This is a genomic window from Microtetraspora malaysiensis, assembly GCF_001528665.1.
In the GTDB taxonomy this organism is placed as follows: Bacteria; Actinomycetota; Actinomycetes; order Streptosporangiales; family Streptosporangiaceae; genus Microtetraspora_A; species Microtetraspora_A malaysiensis.
Genome location: NZ_BBYJ01000013.1, coordinates 182442 through 198739 on the forward strand (window position 1 = coordinate 182442; position 16298 = coordinate 198739).

17 protein-coding genes, 1 tRNA gene and 1 pseudogene are annotated in these 16298 nt (G+C 71.5%); 6 read left to right on the forward strand and 13 right to left on the reverse strand.

Annotated elements, in window-relative coordinates; all coding sequences use genetic code 11:
• From AWQ71_RS43875 to AWQ71_RS18250, 11 genes and pseudogenes are all read right to left on the reverse strand, one after another.
• Positions 1 to 602: pseudogene (locus AWQ71_RS43875) on the reverse strand (helix-turn-helix domain-containing protein); the annotation flags it as partial.
• 45 nt (positions 603 to 647) lie between these two features.
• Entirely contained in the window at positions 648 to 1625 is a 978-nt protein-coding gene (locus AWQ71_RS18210) for an alpha/beta hydrolase (protein WP_067134699.1), read from the reverse strand.
• Between the two features lie 184 nt (positions 1626 to 1809).
• Positions 1810 to 2586: an NmrA family NAD(P)-binding protein gene (locus AWQ71_RS18215; RefSeq protein WP_067134700.1), complete on the reverse strand. Its 777-nt coding sequence runs from the start codon at positions 2584 to 2586 to the stop codon at positions 1810 to 1812.
• A 176-nt stretch (positions 2587 to 2762) separates the two neighbouring features.
• Positions 2763 to 3866, reverse strand: coding sequence for a hypothetical protein (locus AWQ71_RS18220; RefSeq protein ID WP_067134702.1), 1104 nt, complete (start codon positions 3864 to 3866; stop codon positions 2763 to 2765).
• The gene (locus AWQ71_RS18225; RefSeq protein ID WP_067134704.1) at positions 3863 to 4366 is read right to left on the reverse strand and encodes a SigE family RNA polymerase sigma factor; all 504 of its coding nucleotides are present in this window, start codon (positions 4364 to 4366) and stop codon (positions 3863 to 3865) included. Before AWQ71_RS18225 ends, AWQ71_RS18220 begins: the two co-directional genes overlap by 4 nt.
• Before the next feature lie 71 nt (positions 4367 to 4437).
• The gene (locus tag AWQ71_RS18230) at positions 4438 to 4824 is read right to left on the reverse strand and encodes a MauE/DoxX family redox-associated membrane protein (protein WP_067134706.1); all 387 of its coding nucleotides are present in this window, start codon (positions 4822 to 4824) and stop codon (positions 4438 to 4440) included.
• Complete coding sequence (locus AWQ71_RS18235; protein WP_157570419.1) at positions 4821 to 5279, reverse strand: hypothetical protein; 459 nt, start codon at positions 5277 to 5279, stop codon at positions 4821 to 4823. Before AWQ71_RS18235 ends, AWQ71_RS18230 begins: the two co-directional genes overlap by 4 nt.
• A 102-nt stretch (positions 5280 to 5381) precedes the next feature.
• The gene (locus AWQ71_RS41715) at positions 5382 to 5552 is read right to left on the reverse strand and encodes a hypothetical protein (protein WP_157570420.1); all 171 of its coding nucleotides are present in this window, start codon (positions 5550 to 5552) and stop codon (positions 5382 to 5384) included.
• A 9-nt stretch (positions 5553 to 5561) separates the two neighbouring features.
• Positions 5562 to 6074 carry a hypothetical protein gene (locus AWQ71_RS18240; RefSeq protein WP_067134712.1) on the reverse strand — a complete coding sequence of 171 codons (513 nt, stop codon included), beginning with the start codon at positions 6072 to 6074 and terminating at the stop codon, positions 5562 to 5564.
• Positions 6071 to 6577, reverse strand: coding sequence for a hypothetical protein (locus AWQ71_RS18245; protein WP_067134714.1), 507 nt, complete (start codon positions 6575 to 6577; stop codon positions 6071 to 6073). Before AWQ71_RS18245 ends, AWQ71_RS18240 begins: the two co-directional genes overlap by 4 nt.
• Position 6578: 1 nt before the next feature.
• The gene (locus AWQ71_RS18250) at positions 6579 to 7229 is read right to left on the reverse strand and encodes a hypothetical protein (RefSeq protein WP_067134716.1); all 651 of its coding nucleotides are present in this window, start codon (positions 7227 to 7229) and stop codon (positions 6579 to 6581) included.
• 279 nt (positions 7230 to 7508) lie between these two features.
• On the opposite strand from AWQ71_RS18250, the gene AWQ71_RS18255 reads away from it, so the two are divergent.
• The 4 genes from AWQ71_RS18255 (at position 7509) to AWQ71_RS18270 (ending at position 11965) form a co-directional block, all read left to right on the forward strand.
• A complete protein-coding gene (locus AWQ71_RS18255) occupies positions 7509 to 8735 on the forward strand; it encodes an IS701 family transposase (protein ID WP_067134718.1) in 1227 nt (408 codons plus the stop codon).
• A 99-nt stretch (positions 8736 to 8834) separates the two neighbouring features.
• A complete protein-coding gene (gene selA / locus AWQ71_RS18260; protein WP_084259015.1) occupies positions 8835 to 10109 on the forward strand; it encodes an L-seryl-tRNA(Sec) selenium transferase in 1275 nt (424 codons plus the stop codon).
• Positions 10100 to 11848, forward strand: a complete 1749-nt coding sequence (locus AWQ71_RS18265) for a SelB domain-containing protein (RefSeq protein ID WP_067134722.1) — start codon at positions 10100 to 10102, stop codon at positions 11846 to 11848. Before selA ends, AWQ71_RS18265 begins: the two co-directional genes overlap by 10 nt.
• 23 nt (positions 11849 to 11871) lie before the next feature.
• Positions 11872 to 11965: transfer RNA gene (locus AWQ71_RS18270), tRNA-Sec, on the forward strand.
• 171 nt (positions 11966 to 12136) lie between these two features.
• On the opposite strand, the gene AWQ71_RS18275 is transcribed toward AWQ71_RS18270, so the two are convergent.
• Positions 12137 to 13459 carry an alpha/beta hydrolase family protein gene (locus AWQ71_RS18275; protein ID WP_245658351.1) on the reverse strand — a complete coding sequence of 441 codons (1323 nt, stop codon included), beginning with the start codon at positions 13457 to 13459 and terminating at the stop codon, positions 12137 to 12139.
• Between the two features lie 160 nt (positions 13460 to 13619).
• Between AWQ71_RS18275 and AWQ71_RS18280 the strand changes: the two genes are divergently transcribed.
• Positions 13620 to 14831: a sensor histidine kinase gene (locus tag AWQ71_RS18280; RefSeq protein WP_067134725.1), complete on the forward strand. Its 1212-nt coding sequence runs from the start codon at positions 13620 to 13622 to the stop codon at positions 14829 to 14831.
• Positions 14828 to 15496, forward strand: a complete 669-nt coding sequence (locus AWQ71_RS18285; RefSeq protein ID WP_067134726.1) for a response regulator transcription factor — start codon at positions 14828 to 14830, stop codon at positions 15494 to 15496. Before AWQ71_RS18280 ends, AWQ71_RS18285 begins: the two co-directional genes overlap by 4 nt.
• A 57-nt stretch (positions 15497 to 15553) precedes the next feature.
• Here the strand turns inward: AWQ71_RS18285 and AWQ71_RS18290 are convergent, their stop codons facing one another.
• Complete coding sequence (locus AWQ71_RS18290) at positions 15554 to 16273, reverse strand: sulfotransferase-like domain-containing protein (RefSeq protein ID WP_067134728.1); 720 nt, start codon at positions 16271 to 16273, stop codon at positions 15554 to 15556.
• Between the last annotated feature and the right edge of the window lie 25 nt (positions 16274 to 16298).

Below are 16298 nucleotides of genomic sequence, written 5' to 3' on the forward strand. Positions count from 1 at the left end.
GGCGGGCCGCCCCCCGCCCGCCGTACCTGCTGGGGAGACCGCGCGGAGGAGGGGCCGACAGGTTCGATCACGGCCCCACCCCCCTCGACCGCCAGCACCCGGGCGAGGCCGGCGTCGCGCAGCCCCAGGAGGCGGGCGGCCCGTAACCGGACCGGCTCCGGCGCCGACCCGTCGAGCACCAACTCGATCAGCGCGGGATCGTCACCCGGCCGCCCGCCCGGCGCCCGGCCGCGGGTCCGGTCCAGGACGTCCCTGGCCGCCACGGCGGCCCGTTCGAGCACCATGGCGTCGACCGGCCCGGCGGGACCTGGGCGTTCCAGCCACAAAGTTCCCGTCCCGGCGCTCGGCAGCGGCGTGCTGGACCACGCCGGGTCCGGGGGTGTGCCGACGTCCTCGCGCCGCCCGTCGGCCAGCACGCGGACGCGCACGCGGCGTTCACCGTCGACCAGCCGGGCGGGGCACCCGGCGAGCACCGCCGCGCCGCGGACGATCGCCTCCAGGCCCGCACGCGACTCCACCAGCCGGTCGAAGTAGGCGATGACCTGGACCGCGGCGCCGGCGTCGGGGTCGAGCGCGGCGAGCCTCCCGACGAGCTCTCTCACCAGGCCATCCTGCCCCAGCGCGACGTCACGGGCCAGATCGGAAGCTCAGGCGCCGAGCAGCCGCCGCAACCAGCGCACCCGGGCCGCCTTGGCGTCCTGGGAGATCGCGGCCTGCGGCGCCATCATGTCGAACCCGTGGAACCCGCCGGGCCAAACGTGCAGCTCGGCCTGGCCTCCGGCCTGCCAGATGCGGCTGGCGTACGTGACGTCCTCGTCGCGGAACGTCTCCGCGGAGCCGACGTCGATGAAGGCCGGCGGCAGCCCGGACAGGTCCGTGGCCCGCGCCGGGGATGCGTAGGGCGAGACGTCGGGGCCGCCCCGCTTCTCACCGAGCAACGCCGTCCAGCCCGTTTCGTTCGATGTACGGTCCCAGACACCCAGTCCGGCCATCTGCTCGGCGGAGGGCGTGTCGTTGCGGTCGTCGAGCATCGGGCAGAGCAGCATCTGCCCGATGAGGCCGGGGCCACCCCGATCGCGGGCCGCCAGGGCCACCGCCGCGGACAGCCCGCCGCCCGCGCTCGCGCCCGCCACCAGGATCCGGCCGGGGTCGATACCCAGTTCGTCGGCGTGCTCCGCGGTCCAGACCAGGCCCGCGTAGCAGTCCTCGACCGGCGCCGGGTGCGGATGCTCGGGCGCCAGCCGGTACTCCACCGAGACGACCACGAGCTGCAGTTCCATCGCCCATTCGAGGACGTCGGCCAGCCCGACGCGGTTGTTGCCCATGATCATTCCGCCGCCGTGGATGTGATAGATCGCCGGGAGCGGCGTCGTGGGGCTGGTGTTCGAGGGGCGGCATACCAGCAGGGATATGTCGGGTTCCCCCACGGGGCCGGAAACGGCGAGCTCCGCAACCTCGATCGCTCCGCCCCTGCTGAGGTCCTCTTCAAGATCGGTCAGAGGCGCCTGCCGCAGGGCCGGGATCACGTCCGGAGTGAACGACGGGGGCAGCCACTCCCCCAGCACCGCGAGGGCCGCGGCCAGCTCCGGGTCGAAGGGCGGTGGAGGCGGTGTGGTCGTGCTCATCAGAACTCCCGACGTCGCCGAGGTTACGGGCGGCTGACATCGCCGCCTGCCAGCATCGTGATCCATCGCCGCCCGCCTTTCGAGCGCCACGCGGCGGGTGATACCCGCCGACTGGCGGGCCCGAAGCGCCACCATGGACTGCTCCCTCAAGAGCCCGTCAGGGATGGCGGGACGGGGCTTTGGGTCAGCCGTCGAGGAGCGCGGCGATGGCGTCGGCGCCGCCTTGATTCAGCCAAGTGGGGAAGTCAAGCAGGTCGGGGTGACTGCGGCGCAGGGCGGGAATGTCGGCGCGCCACAGACCGCGTTGGGCGGTGAAGGCGCGCGAGGCGTCCTCACTCAGGTTCAGTTCCTCGCCGGCGACCTGCTGGTAAGTGATCTGGCGCCCAAGGTGCCGGCCGATCAGGCGCGCAGTGGCGTCGGGGCTCAGCTCGTCGCCTGCCAGCTCCAAGGCCTGGCCCAGGTATGTGGCAGGGTCGGCGAAGGCGAGGGCGGCGAACGCGCCGATGTCGGTCACGGCGATCAGCTGCACGGGGACGTCGGGGGCGAACAGGTGGCGCAGCACCCCGTCGGGAGAGATACCGCCCAGCCCCAGCCCGGGGATGGCGTGGTTCTCCATGAAGCGCACCGGCCGCAAAACGGTGGCCGGCAGCCCGAGAGCGGCGATGTGCCGCTCGATCGCCCATTTGCTCTCCCAATACGAGATGCCGGTGCCTCGCTCGGCGCCGCCGACGGAGGCGAAGACCAGATGGGCGACCCCGGCCGCTGCCGCGGCGTCTGCCAGGTGCCGGCCGCGCCGGACCTCGCGTTCGCTGTCCAGGTCGTCCGGGGTGACGGCGAAGACGCCGTGGGCACCGGCCATGGCCGCCTTGAGGCTGCCGGGATCGTCCAGGTCGCCTTGGACCAGTTCGGCACCCGCCGCGGCCAGCTCGCGGGTGGCCGCGGCGGCGACATCGATGCACAAGAGTCAGCCGATGATTGCCGGCGGCCGCGACGTTCAGGCTCCCGGCGGAAGACGCACCATCGGACCGAGCGAACTCGACCGCGACCGGGCCGGACCACAACGCCGCACGCTGAGGTCAGGCGGCGCATCCGCAGGCGGGACGGGGACCATCCCCCGGGTCCCCGGCCGCCCAGAGGCTAGTGTCGCGCTCCTCCCGGCAGGACCACGGCGGCCAGACCGGGGACATCGAACAGCGGCCGACGCCCCGCGGGGGAGATGGACTCCAGCTTCTGCCGTCCGTTGGCCTGGTCCTGGGGAATCCGCATGACGGCGAAGCCGCCGTCCACAGGTCCGATCGGGAACTGATCGGCCGACAGCGGTAGGCGAGCCACCTGCTTGCCCGCGAGGTCGAACTCCAGGACCGTGGTCCGGTCACCGGAGTACTCCAGGGTGAAGACGCGCTTGTCGTTCACCTGGATCCACAACCCGTGGTCCGTGTCGGCGAGGAGACCCGCTCCTGACGTGAGGGTGACGGTGTGGCCGGTGTTCGCGTACTTGAGCGTGACGCGTTCGAGGGGCAGCTTGCCGTACTGGCTCTGGTCGAGAAGGAGAAGTTCGCCCGAGGGCAGCAGGCCGACCGGCTCCTGCCGAGGAGGCAGTCGGAGTTCGCTGGTGCGACCGCCGGGCAGCTCCAGCGATGTATAGAAGCTGACGTCTCCGCTGGCGTGATAGCCGGCGATCAGCCGTCGTGAGTCCGCGGACCACGCCCACGGGCTGTACGCGCTGTCCGCGTTGCCGCCGGCCGGAGGGTCGAGTCTGTGCACCGTGACGCCCAGCAGATCCCTGACCTCGTATCCACCGCCGACGGGCTGTCCAAGCCATCGCCCGTCAGGGGAGAGCGTGATGTTGCCCGGCGGATTGACGGTCCGCTCGCCCAGCAGGTACTGCCGGCCGTCTGTGAGCAGCAGGAAGGTGGGGCACTCCGACTGGCAGGCGGTGTAGACCATGGCGCCCCGCCCGACAGGGCCGGCGGAGGGTAGGGTCGGCGCCTCGGCAGGTGGCTCCACGACCCGCACGACTTGCGTCGGCGACACCACCGTCGCGACGGTGTCCGGAGGGCCGGGCAGGAACTGCTGGACGGCGACGACACCGCCGACGATCACCATGAGGGCGGCCGAGCCGGCGATCAGCGCCCGGCGGGTTCTGCGGGGTCGCAGTGTGACAAGCGCCCGGTCGGCATCGGCGTAGTCGCGTACGTCCTGGGCGAGGTGGTGATAGGCCTCACCGAGTGGCCGGTTCATGAGCGCACCTCCGCTTCGAGTAGTTGAGGAGCCACTTGCCGGAGTCGCTTGAGCGCATCATGTGTGTGACGCTTGACCGTCCCGACGGAGCATCCCAGCTCAGCGGCGACCGCGCTTTCGGAGAGATCCTCGTAGAACCTGAGATAGAGCACGATCCGCTGCTTCGGCGCGAGCACGCTCAGCGCCCGCGCCAGCGCGACCTTCAGTTCCGCCTGCTCGGACTCGTCCGTGGACGGCAATGACTCGGGAAGGTCCGCGGTCGGCACGAACGTCAGCCGGCGGGGACGCCTCCACGTACGCAGCTGATTGATCATGACCTTGCGGACGTACGGCTCGGGATCGCCCTTCTTCGTCAGCTTCCGCCATCGTGCCGCGACCTTGACCAGGGCCTCCTGCACCAGGTCTTCGGCCAGGCCGTGGTCTCCCGTGACCAGGTAGGCCATGCGCGACAGCGCCAGACCACGCGCGGCCACGAATTCGCGGAACCCGTCATCGGTCACCGGCCCAACCCTCCGTCGTGGACTCCTCACCTACAACACTCACCGATGGCGGCGGAAGGTTGAGTGGCTTCTCAGGCCGCGGCGCCCCACAGAGCCAGCCCCATGAGCAGGACCAGCGCCGCTCGTGCCCACGTGCGGATCGATGCCCGCTCCTTGGAGCCGAAGCAGAGGCAGGGGGCTTGCTCCCCCATCGCCAGGAGATACGTCTGCGCCACTGTGAAGGATGCGCCCAGACAGGTCCCCGTCACGCCCACGACCACGTCGGCGACGGGAGAGACCACCATCAGCGCGGTGAGCGCCTCCACGGTCACCACCGTGAAGGCGCCCACCTGGGCAAGTCGTCCTCGGATTCCGAAGGTCGCCAGGGTGCCCTGGAACGCGGTGAAGTTACCCGCCTTCCCGAACACGGCCAGCGCCAGGACGATGCCCAGCCCGTAGCGGGCGACGAAGACGATCACCCGATCACCAGCATCGTCACCACGGGCACCGCGAGAACGGCGAACAGGACTTTCAGCTTCGGCAGGGTGAAGTAGAACGCCGTGTCCGCCTCCATCTTGTTCCGGGCCGCGGCGAAGGTCAGGAGCATCAACGCCCGCGCCGCCGCGAAGCCGGCGCCCGCCATGAGCGCTTCCTCCCAGGACGCCAGGAACATGATCGAGACTGCCATGATGTGCGGCAGCCCGGTCGGAGAATAGGTGCGCATTCCCGTGCCCATTTCGACGCCGAACTGCACGGCGCCCCAGAACGGAATCCTGGTGACGAACTGCGGCACCAGCCGCGCATTCTGAAGCAACGGGAAAGAGAGCAAATCCAGCTCGCGAAGCAGGAAGACAACCGCCGCCGCCGCGACCAGGATCTGCAGAACCAGCATCGGGAACGGAGCTCGGAGCACAGATCCGACGACCACCAGCACGAATGTGACGGCGCCCGCTCCCACGAACAACCCGGCGACGAAGCCGGCTATGTCAATACCCCGTCGGACCGACGAGGACAGCACCCAGGCGCTGTTCAGGCTTCAAACGGAGCCGGAGAGGGAGAACCCGGCGACGAGAGCCGCCACCAGCCAGGTGAAGCCGCTGGTGCTCGCACCCGTCAGGTTCAGGGACACCACCAGTGCCTCCGCCGCCACGATCAATGCCAGGCCGGGCACCAACAGGCGGACGGACGCGGTCGAGGAGTGGCTCATGGATCCAGGTCAGATCGCCGTGCGGCAGATGGAGAAACGCGAGACGTTGCCCCCGCCGCAGTCGTGGTACTCGTACCAGCCGTCGGAGCACTTGCGGCGGGTGGCGGTGGTGCTGCCGCCGTACCACTTCCACGCGTTGTTGCCGTCGCAGGTGGAGGCGTAGTGGGTGTAGCGAAGGTTGTAGCAGGTGCCGGACGCGCCGTCGTTGCGGTGCCACGAGCCGGAGCAGTTGCCCGAGTACAGCGCGCTCGAGGGCACGCAGACGCTGCTGGCGTTGGCGTACCCGTGGCAGCTCTCCCACGCGGTGTAGGTGGCGGCCGCGGCGCTGCGCGGCTTCGACCAGGGCAGGAGGTCGAGAACGCCCAGGCCCGTCGCCACGGCGGCTCCGGTGGCGATGCCGAGCACGCGCCGCCTGCTCCAGCCTTCCCGCTTGGCGGACATGAGCGTCGGCATCGCCTGCTCGGGCATGTCCTCGGCGCTGGGTATCTGATCGAGTATCGACGTCCGCTTCTCGGCCTTCACAGCTTCACTTCCTTTCTGGTTGCTACCGCTCGCTCGACGATCTCCGTGAGCGCCTCTCCTGACCCCACCGGGGCCGTGAACACCACGACGCCGTTCTCCTCCACGACGAGCAGAGCCGGGGTGTACGGCACTCTGGCCGCGCGCCAGATCGCCGGATCCTTGATCACGCGGATGGAGTCGGGCAGGGCCTTGTCGAACCCGGGGTCGTCGGACAGCACGGTGAACGACATGTCCGCGGGGAGGGTGGCCGTCAGCGCGGCGGCCGCGAGCATGACTTCGTCGCAGATGGGGCAGCGCCGGTTGACCTTGATGACCATGGTCGTGCCACCGGGAACGGCCAGCCCGCTCGCCTGCGCGTCGGGGCCGGTGGCCACGCTCAGGCCGACGCCGCTGTAGGTGGCCAGTTCCAGTTCGCGTACCCGCCGGAAGAGCCCGGCGCCCGCCGCGAACAGCAGGGCGACGAGCACGGCCAGGATGATGACCACCGCGGTCAACGGCTCCACGTCAGGCCCGCCACTCGACGCGCTTGACCTTGTTCAGGAAGTCGGCGGCGGTCTCAGGGGCGCCCGCCGCCGCGCGGGCCGACACGCCTGCCCTGTTGGAGCCCGGGGCGTCCCAGGGATACAGAGTCGCGATGGCGGTCTCGGTGACCAGAAGGAACGGCGTCGCCTGGTCCGAGGGCGGCGCGGGCAGCCGCCACAGCTCGCCCGACTGTGCGCCGTACCCTCGCCACTTGGGAATCCGGTTGATTCCCGCCTGCTTGGGCTCGACCGTCATGGTGCCGATTCCCGCGATCGAGATCGCGTAGAGCTCCATGGAGACGTCGAAGCGCCCGCCCCCGGCAGCCGTCATGCCCTCGGGGGTGTCCTGCCACGTCACCCGGCTGAAGGTGTCGACGATGTCGGCCGATTCCCACTCGGGGGTGTAGAAGAGCCCATGCGCCATGTGCCACGGGCCCAGCCACACGGCCCACCTGGCGTCGGCCGGGTCCTCGCAGTCGTAGACGACGACTTCGCCGCCGGCCAGCGAGAAGCGCTCGCGCTCACGCCCGCGGACCGAGTTGACGCCCGCGGTCAGGGAGGACTTGGGAGCCAGTTCGAGCCCCCAGGTCTCCACGGTGGTGTTCCGCGACCCGTACTTCGGGGTGTAGCGCACGTGGCCGGTCCATGAGGCCAGCGAGCCGGCTTCCGCGTCGTCGACCTCGAGATTAAGAAAGGAGTTGGAAATGGTGCGGAGAGTGGATAAATGCCCCATTAAGCCTCGCCTTTCGCGGCAGCTATCGGGAAATCGATCATTTCGCACGCAGCTTGACATGATCGGACATCCGGGTCAAGGGACGAATTTTCGCCATATCAGGCACTACATTCGTAGATCATTCCACTACATTCGTAGATCGAATTCGGATTCGACGGACGCGGCGAAATCGAATGCGTGATGGTGCGAGTGGCCTTGCTCTCCTACGATCTCGTCATGGCCTGGGATGCCGAGCTGACCGCGTTGACCGAGCGGATCGGGCGCTCATTGTTCGCCCGGCCCGAACCCAGAGCGAGCTTCACCGATCTGGTCCGCGGCCTGCTGGCCGACGTCCCCCGGAAGAACTCCTGGCAGCTGTCCGACCATGTCGGGCACAGCACCGCCAACCGGTTCGAGCATCTGCTGGACCGGGCCAAATGGGACGTCGAAGCGCTACGCGACCAGGTGCGTGACTACGTGGTGGCGCATCTGGGCAGTCCGGACGCGGTGCTGATCGCCGACGACGCCCAGGCCATCAAGAAAGGCAACCGGTCGGTCGGAGTCGCCCGGCAATACTGCGGTGCCACCGGACAAGTGGAGAACTGCCAGGTCATACCGATGCTCACCTATGCCTCCAACGCGGGGCACGCGTTCATCAACCGGCGCCTGTATCTGCCCGAGTTGTGGGCCGGCGACCCCGGTGGGCGGGCCGAGGCCGGAGTCCCCGAGCACGTGGCGTTCGCCACCAGGCCGCATCTGGTGATCGAGATGCTGGAACAGGAGGTGGCCGCCGGGACGCCCTTCGCGTACCTGACCGCGGATGCCGGCTACGGCCGCGATCCTGACCTGCGCGCGTTCTGCCACCGCGCCGAGCGGCCGATCGCGTATGTGATGGCCGTCCCGGTCGATCTGCCGGTGCGCACGCCGGACGGCGGCGGCGAACCGGTCGGCCACGCGCCGGACCGGCTGCTCGCGCCCAGCCGGCCGCTCGTACGGGAACACCGCGCGTGCGGAACCGGCACCAAGGGCATCCGCTCGTACGACTGGGCCGGCGTCACCGTGGCCATCAAGGACCAGGCCCCTGCCCCCGGCCACGCTCACACGCTGCTGACGCGGCGCTGCGTCGCCGACCCGGCCGAGATCGAGTTCTTCCTGGCCCACGCCATCGAGGGCACCGCGATCAGCGAGCTGATCCGGATCGCTGGGTTGCGGGGGAAGATCGAGGAGCACAACGAGTACGGCAAGGACCTGCTCGGGCTGACTCAGTACCAGGTTCGCAAGTGGACGCCCTGGCACCGCCACGTCACCACTGTCATGCTCGCGCTGGCCTTCCTCGCGGTCACCCGCGCCCACCTCACCTCTGGCATCCCAGCGGAGCGCGGTCAGGGAACAGATCTGCGCCCACCACCAACCGACCTACGAATGTAGTAAAAGGTGAGACAGCGTGCCGGAGTCGGTCCCCTCCCGGCCCTGGCCGCGGCGTCCGCCTGATGCGCCGATCGCACGGTATGCGGCACTCTGGATCACGTGGACTCACGGCGTTCCATCCCCCGCACCGATGACCTGCTCGCCGATCCCGATCTCGCCCCGGCTGTCGCACGGGCCGGGCGTGACCGGGTGAAAACCGCGATCCAGCAAGCCCAGCAGCGTGCCCGCACCGGCGAGCTCGCGCCCGACGCGGTCAAACGGGCGGCTCTGGCCGCCCTCACCCCGTTACGTCGGGTCATCAACGCCACCGGCGTGTTACTCCACACGAATCTGGGACGGGCGCCCCTCTCGCCCCTCGCCGTGCGGGCGATCGCCGATGCGGCGGGGGTCACCGACATCGAGCTCGACCTGGAGACCGGCAGGCGCGGGAGACGCGGCCGGAGCGCGCTGGCCGCGCTCGCCGCCGCCGTACCGGCCGCGGAAGCGGTGCACGTGGTCAACAACAACGCCGCCGCGCTGGTGCTGGCGGCGACCGCGCTGGCCGGCGGCAAGGAGATCCTCGTCAGCCGGGGCGAGCTGGTGGAGATCGGTGACGGGTTCCGCCTGCCCGACCTGCTGGTCTCCACGGGTGCCCGGCTGCGGGAGGTCGGCACCACCAACAGGACCACGCTCCGCGACTATGCCGAGGCGGTCGGGCCGGAGACCGGTTTCGTGCTCAAGGTGCATCCCTCCAACTACCGGATCGAGGGCTTCACCGCCACTCCGGAGGTGGCCGAGCTGAGCACACTCGGAGTGCCCCTGGTGGCCGACGCCGGCTCCGGCCTGCTGCGTCCCGACCCCCTCCTGCCCGCCGAACCTGACGCCGCGACGTGGCTGAACGCCGGGGCCCACCTGGTCACGGCCAGCGGCGACAAGCTGCTCGGCGGCCCTCAGTGCGGCCTCCTCCTGGGCCGCGCCGACCTCGTCGAACGCCTGCGCAGACACCCGCTGGCCCGCGCGCTCCGCGTGGACAAGCTGACCCTTGCCGCGCTGGAGGCGACCCTCGCCGCCCCGGCCACCCCGGTCGCCGCCGCGCTCCACGCCGATCCAGAGGCCCTGTACGTCCGGGCCCAAGCACTGGCCGAGCGCCTGGCCGACGCCGGTGTCGACGCCGCGGCGGTGCGCACCGAGGCACGGGTCGGCGGCGGCGGAGCTCCCGGCGTGACGTTGCCGAGCGCGGCGCTGGCCGTGGCTCCGGTGCTCGCGGCGCGATTGCGCTCGGGAGACCCGGCCGTACTCGGCCGGGTCGAGCGCGGGCACCTCCTGCTCGATCTGCGTGCCGTGCCGGAAGAGCTGGACAAGGAGCTGTTGAGCGCGGTGACCGCATGCGGGTGATCGCGACCGCCGGTCATGTGGACCACGGCAAGTCGTCGCTGCTGCGTGCCCTGACCGGCATGGAGCCCGACCGGTGGGCGGAGGAGAGACGCCGAGGGCTCACCATCGACCTCGGCTTCGTCTGGACCGGTACGCCCGAGATGGCGTTCGTGGACGTCCCCGGCCATGAGCGCTTCGTCACCAACATGCTGACAGGGGTGGCGGCGGTCCCGGCCGTGCTGTTCGTCGTCGCCGCCGATGGCGGCTGGCAGGCTCAGTCGCAGGAGCACCTGGAGGTGATCGACGCGCTGGGGATCCGACACGGGGTGCTGGCGGTGACGCGGTCCGATCTGGCCGATCCGGAACCCGCGATGCGCGAGGCCGCCGGGCGGCTGGCCCGCAGCAGCCTCGGCCCGGTCGAGTCGGTGGCGGTCAGCGCGGTCACGGGGCAGGGCCTGTCCGGTCTGCGGGAGGCACTGGGCCGACTGGCCGCGGCGATCCCCGCAGGCGAGCCTGACGCCGACGTACGGCTCTGGGTCGACCGGGCGTTCACCGTCGACGGGCGAGGCGTGGTCGTCACCGGGACACTCGGCGCGGGGACGATCCGGGTTTCCGACACGTTCGAGGCGACCAGGGCCGGCGAGCCCGTGTACGTCCGCGGCCTGCACAGCCTGCAGGTGGCCCGGCAGGAGCTCGCGGGGCCCGCCAGGGTCGCGGTGAATCTGCGCGGCCGGGCGGCCTCCGGGCTGCGGCGTGGCGACGCGCTCGTGACGCCCGGCCGCTGGCTGGCGGTGGAGGAGACGGACGTGCGGCTGACCGGACGCCCGGAGCCGGAGCGACCGCTGCCCGAGCGGCTTGTCTGGCACATCGGATCGGCTGCCGTACCCGCCAGGATCAGGCCCCTCAGCCAGGACAGCGCCCGGATCACGCTCGCGCGCCCGCTCCCCCTGCGGCTGGGCGACCGGGCGCTGCTGCGCGATCCGGGCAGCGGCGCGATCTGCGGTGTGACCGTGCTCGACGTGCGCCCGCCCGCGTTACGACGCCGGGGAGCGGCCAGGGAGCGCGCCACCGAGCTGGCCCAGTTCGACGGCGTGCCCGACGGCGCGGCCGAGCTGCGGCGACGCGGCCTCGTACGGCGCGATGAGCTGCTGGCGATGGGCGCGGCGCCGCCCGGTCCGCCGGTGGCGGGCGACTGGCTGGCCGACCCGGCCCACTGGAGTGCACTACGCGAACGGCTGGTGCGGCTGGTGGCCGAGCACACGGCGGCCAGCCCGAGCGACCCCGGGCTGGGCGCCGAGGAACTCCGACAGGCGCTCGACCTGCCGGACCGGGCGCTGGTGACGGCGCTGGCGGAAGGCACCGCGTTGCACCGCGTGCGCGGCCGTCTCGCCGCCGCACCCGCCGTACTCGCCGCGCCGCTGCGCACGGCGGTCGCCGTCGTCCGCAGCGAGCTGGACCGCAGCCCCTTCCGCGCGCCGGACGCCGACCGGCTGACCGCGCTCGGCCTGGACACCGCCGCGCTGGCCGCCGCCGAGCAGGCCGGTGAGCTGGTACGGCTGGCACCGGGCGTGGTCCTGCTCCCCGACGCCCCGGGCAAGGCGGTGTCGGTCCTGGCCGGGCTGCCGCAGCCGTTCACCGCGGCCGAGGCCCGCGAGGCGCTCAGCACGTCGCGGCGCGTGGCGATCCCCTTGCTGGAGTATCTGGATCGGGCGGGACGTACCCGGCGGGTGGACGACACCCATCGGGTGATCATCCGGTGAGCCGAGCCGCTACAGTGGCGCGTGGAGGCGACTGGGTGCCTGGTGGCCCTCCCGGTCTTCAAAACCGGTGGCGCCGAGCAGCTCGGCGCGGCGGGTTCGATTCCCGTCCGCCTCCGCTTCTCACGCTCCATGGATCATGATGGGCCCTGCGGAGATTGACGCGGTACGCCGCCGGCGGTGGGTGCGCATGCAAGATCCCCGCGGGTGAGCTGGAGGAACTGCCGTCCGGCGCCGGGTTCGCCACTCCCGACGACCCGGCCGCGGACCTGCTTCCGGGGACCCACGGGGTCAGGGGATGAGGGAGACCTCGGGGAAGCGAGTGTCGGGGCCCTCGAACAGGTGGGTCGGCTTGCCTCGCAGGTGCAGGTCGAAGAAGGCCCCGACGTAGGCGCGCTGGGCCGCCACCGAACGGCCGGGCTCGATCGTGCCCACGTAGTCCGCGAGCGGCACCTTGGGGAACTTGGCCGCGATCTGCGGCAGCAGCGGCTGCAGGTCGGTGAACGAGCCGTGGGCCGCGCCCTTGACGCGCAGCTCCCGCTTCCATCCGGTCGAGGCCCGCCAGAACGACTTCCAGCTCGGCTCGCTGTCCCGCGTGTGGGTCTCGGCCGCCAGTTGCAGAAACGGCCTGGTCACGCCGCGGGTGGCCACCGGGCCGACATAGGCGCCGTCGAGGTTGACGCCCGCGTCCACGCGGGCGTCGTCGCGGGTCAGCTGCGCGGCGACCGACCCGCCCAGCGACTGTCCCAGCGCCCCCACCCGCGAGGCGTCGGGCGCGCCGAGCATCCCCTCGGGCAGCTTGCCCCCGATCGGGCGGCCGTGGGCCAGGGCGGTGACCTGGTCCAGGACGTAGCGCATGTCCGCCAGGCGCGCCCGCGCGTGCTTGGCCAGCAGCGTGGCGATGACCTTCGGCGTCAGCTTCGCCGGCAGCGGCAGGGCGCGCGCCAGGCGTCCGCCGGGAAACTCCACCTGGTCGGCCTCGTAGGTGTGGTCGACGGTGACGACCAGGTAGCCGCGCGAGGCCAGGTCCTCGACCAGGGCGGTGCCCAGCGTGCGCGGCCCGCCGTCCCCCGAACCGAACAGCACCACCGGCAGCTTGCCCGCACGCGGCTCGACCGGCGCGCCCACACGGGCATGGGTGCGCGTGGCGCCCCAGGTGACGGCGCCCTTGGCGATGCCCAGGGGCGGCGCCGAGTGCCGATCCCAGTCGGCGGCGGCCAGCGGCGCCATGTGCGGTGCGAGCGGTCCGCCGCCCGCAACCGCCGGGTACCACAGGCTGATCATCAGTTCCCGGTACGGCCTGGCCGCCATCAGCGGATCGGGCCGCGAGCGGTCGACCAGCCGCATGGCCACGGTCCCGACCGGATACGGGCCGCCGGGCGCGGGCAGGCTCACCCCGATCGGGCTCCCGGCGTCGGCGCCGGCCACGGGCAGGGAGACCGCCAGCATCAGCACGGCCATTCCCGCGACCTTGCCCACGACCATCCCCGCGACCTTGCCCGCGACCTTGCCCGCGGCTTTCCGGACGGCGGACGCCGGGCTCTCGGAGACAGCGGACGAACCGGTGGCCTTTGCCCCCATGGCCAGATCCGTATTTTTCGTGACAAAGGACATGCGAAAGCTCCTCAACCGGGAAAGGACGTCCGGCGAGGCTGGCAGCCCCGCACGTCCGCGGGCCAGCGGCGGAGGTCGCACGCGCGCATGCGACTTTCGGATGACGGTCGTCCCCGGGGAGGAGCGGGAGCGAACCCGCAGGACATCTAGGGTGAAACGCATGAGACCAGCCGACCGTCTGGCGGCCCGCCTCACCGCGCTGAGCCGATGGTCGACCGTGCCCGCCGACGCGCTGCCGGCCGCCGCACTGTTCCTGGCCACGCTCGGCCCCGGCCGGGTGCTGTCCGGTCCCCCGTGGCTGCTCGCGCTGCAGACGGCGCTGGTGGCGCCGCTGGCCTGGAGGCGGCGCGCCCCGATGACGGTCCTGGGCGCGATCGGCCTCGCCGCCGCCGTCCAGTGGGCGCTGGACGTGCAGCTTCCCGCCGACGCCGCCCTCCTGGTGGCCCTGTACACGGTCGCCGCGCACCGCCCGTGGCGCCACACCCTGCCGGCGGCGCTCGCGCTGCAGGCCGGGGTGCTGCTGGCCGCCGCCCGCTGGGCGCCGCCCGGCCAGTTCCCCTTCACGGCGGCCGCGCTGAGCGCGATGGCGACCGCCGCCCTCATGGCCGGCCTGTGGATGCGGGTACGGCGGGCGTACGTGACCTCCCTGGAGCACGACCGCGAGCAGCGGGCACGGCTGGCCGTCGCCGAGGAACGCGCGCGGATGACCCGCGACATGCACGACATCGTCACCCACAACCTGTCGGTCATGGTGGCGCTGGCCGACAGCGCCGGCTACGTCCGTCACAGCGCGCCGGACCGGGCCGCGGCGGCGATGGAGCACATCGCCGCGACGGGACGCCAAGCCCTGCAGGACATGCGCCGCTCCCTGAGGACCGGCCGGGGCCGCGCCACCTCGGGCGAGGACTGCCTTGACGAGATGCTTCAGCCTGCGCCCGGGATCGCCGAGCTCGGCCCGCTGGCCGAGCGGACGCGCGCGGCCGGGCTGGCGACGTGCGTCCGGGTGGCCGGCGACACCGAGGCGGTTCCCGCCGCCGCCCAGCTGACGATCTACCGGCTGGTTCAGGAGGCGCTGACGAACACGCTGCGGCACGCACCCGGGGCCCGCGCCGATGTGCGGGTCGAAGTATCGTCACGCCGTGCCGAGGTGGAGATCACCGACGTTCGCGACCCGGTTGCGCTTGGCACCCCTGGGCCCCTCGACACCGAGACCCGGGTTCCCGAGCCCCGCTCCGGGCTCCGGGGCGATGGGCGCGGGATCGCGGGCATGCGGGAACGGGTGGCCGCCTACGGCGGGACCCTGGACGCCGGACCGGTGACGGGCGGCGGATGGCGGGTGCTGGCCGTACTGGACCTGGGAGCACCACGATGATCCGGCTGCTGATCGCCGACGACGAGTCGCTGCTGCGGATGGCCTTCCGCATGGTCTTCGAGGCCGAGCCGGACATGGAGGTGGCCGGGGAAGCGGGCGACGGCGAGCAGGCGGCCCGGCTGGCGCGGCACCTGCGTCCGGACGTGGTGCTGATGGACGTGCGCATGCCCGGCCTGGACGGCATCGAGGCCACCCGCCGGATCGCGCGCGACAGCCCGCGCTCGCGCGTGCTCATCCTGACCACCTTCGATCTGGACGAGTACGCCTTCGCCGGGCTGCAGGCCGGCGCGGCCGGGTTCCTGCCGAAGAACACGCGACCGCAGGAGCTGCTGAGCGCGATCCGCAACGTCGCGGCGGGAGAGGCGGCGCTGTCGCCGCGCGTCACCCGCCGCGTGCTGGACAGGTTCGCGCCGCAGATGACGCCGGGACCCGCCGAGCGGCACGAACGGCTGGCGCGGCTGACCGCGCGCGAGCACGAGGTGCTCGTGCAGGTGGCGCGCGGGCTGTCCAATGCCGAGGTCGCCGCGGCATTGCATCTGGCCGAGGCGACGGTCAAGACGCATCTGAGCCGCGTGCTGGTCAAGCTCGGGCTGCGTGATCGCGCCCAGGTGGTGGTCTTCGCCTACGAAAGCGGCCTCATCCGCCCTGCCACCCCCGACCTCTGACCGTCCCGCCTCCTCACCTTGCCGACATCGGCCAGAGAGCCCTCCGCCCGGCTCCGATCAGTCGGCGTGCTGGACGAGCAGCTCGTAGAACGGATAGTGGTGGTCGTAGTAGGACTTCAGCAGGGCATTGTTGTCGACCGTGACGGTGTAGTCGTTGCGGTGGCCGCTGAAACCCGTGCTGTGGATCGCATCGATGTGCCAGGCGCGATACCGCTGCCACTCGGGCCGTTCGCCGGGGCTCCACCTGAGCGAGTGCGGCAGGAAGGGCAGCCCGGCGTAGGCGCAGAAGCTCTCGACCACCGAGACCGGATCGCTGACCAGCCGCTCGGAGCGGATCACGAGGGGCTTGCGCCCGGTGGCCGCCCATGCCGCCTCGAACAGCTCGTACTGCCGCTCGTAGCCGATCTCCTGGCTGGTCACCGTCGGCTTCATCGCGTAGTGGGAGCTGATCGTCTGGCGCGGATGCCGCACCAGGAACGTGTGCGTGATCCCGGCGATCGCGTCTGGATGGTCGTAGAAGTACTCGTACCGGTAGTCGAACACGTCCTTGACGAACACCGGGCGGACCCGGCTCAGGCTGGTCACGAGCTCCAGGAACTCCTTCTCCGTACGGGCGGGAACCGAGCCCCCTTCGGGGGTGGGAACCGGCACCTCGCCCAGTTCGGTGAGGGCGATCAAGGGCTCGTGCAGGACCAGCACGTCGCCGCGCTCGATCATCATGCGGAGGAACGCCGTCGAGATGGAGCGCGTGTGCGCCCACAGCATGATCACGGTCATCGTGGGCTCTCCCTTGGCTTCGGCA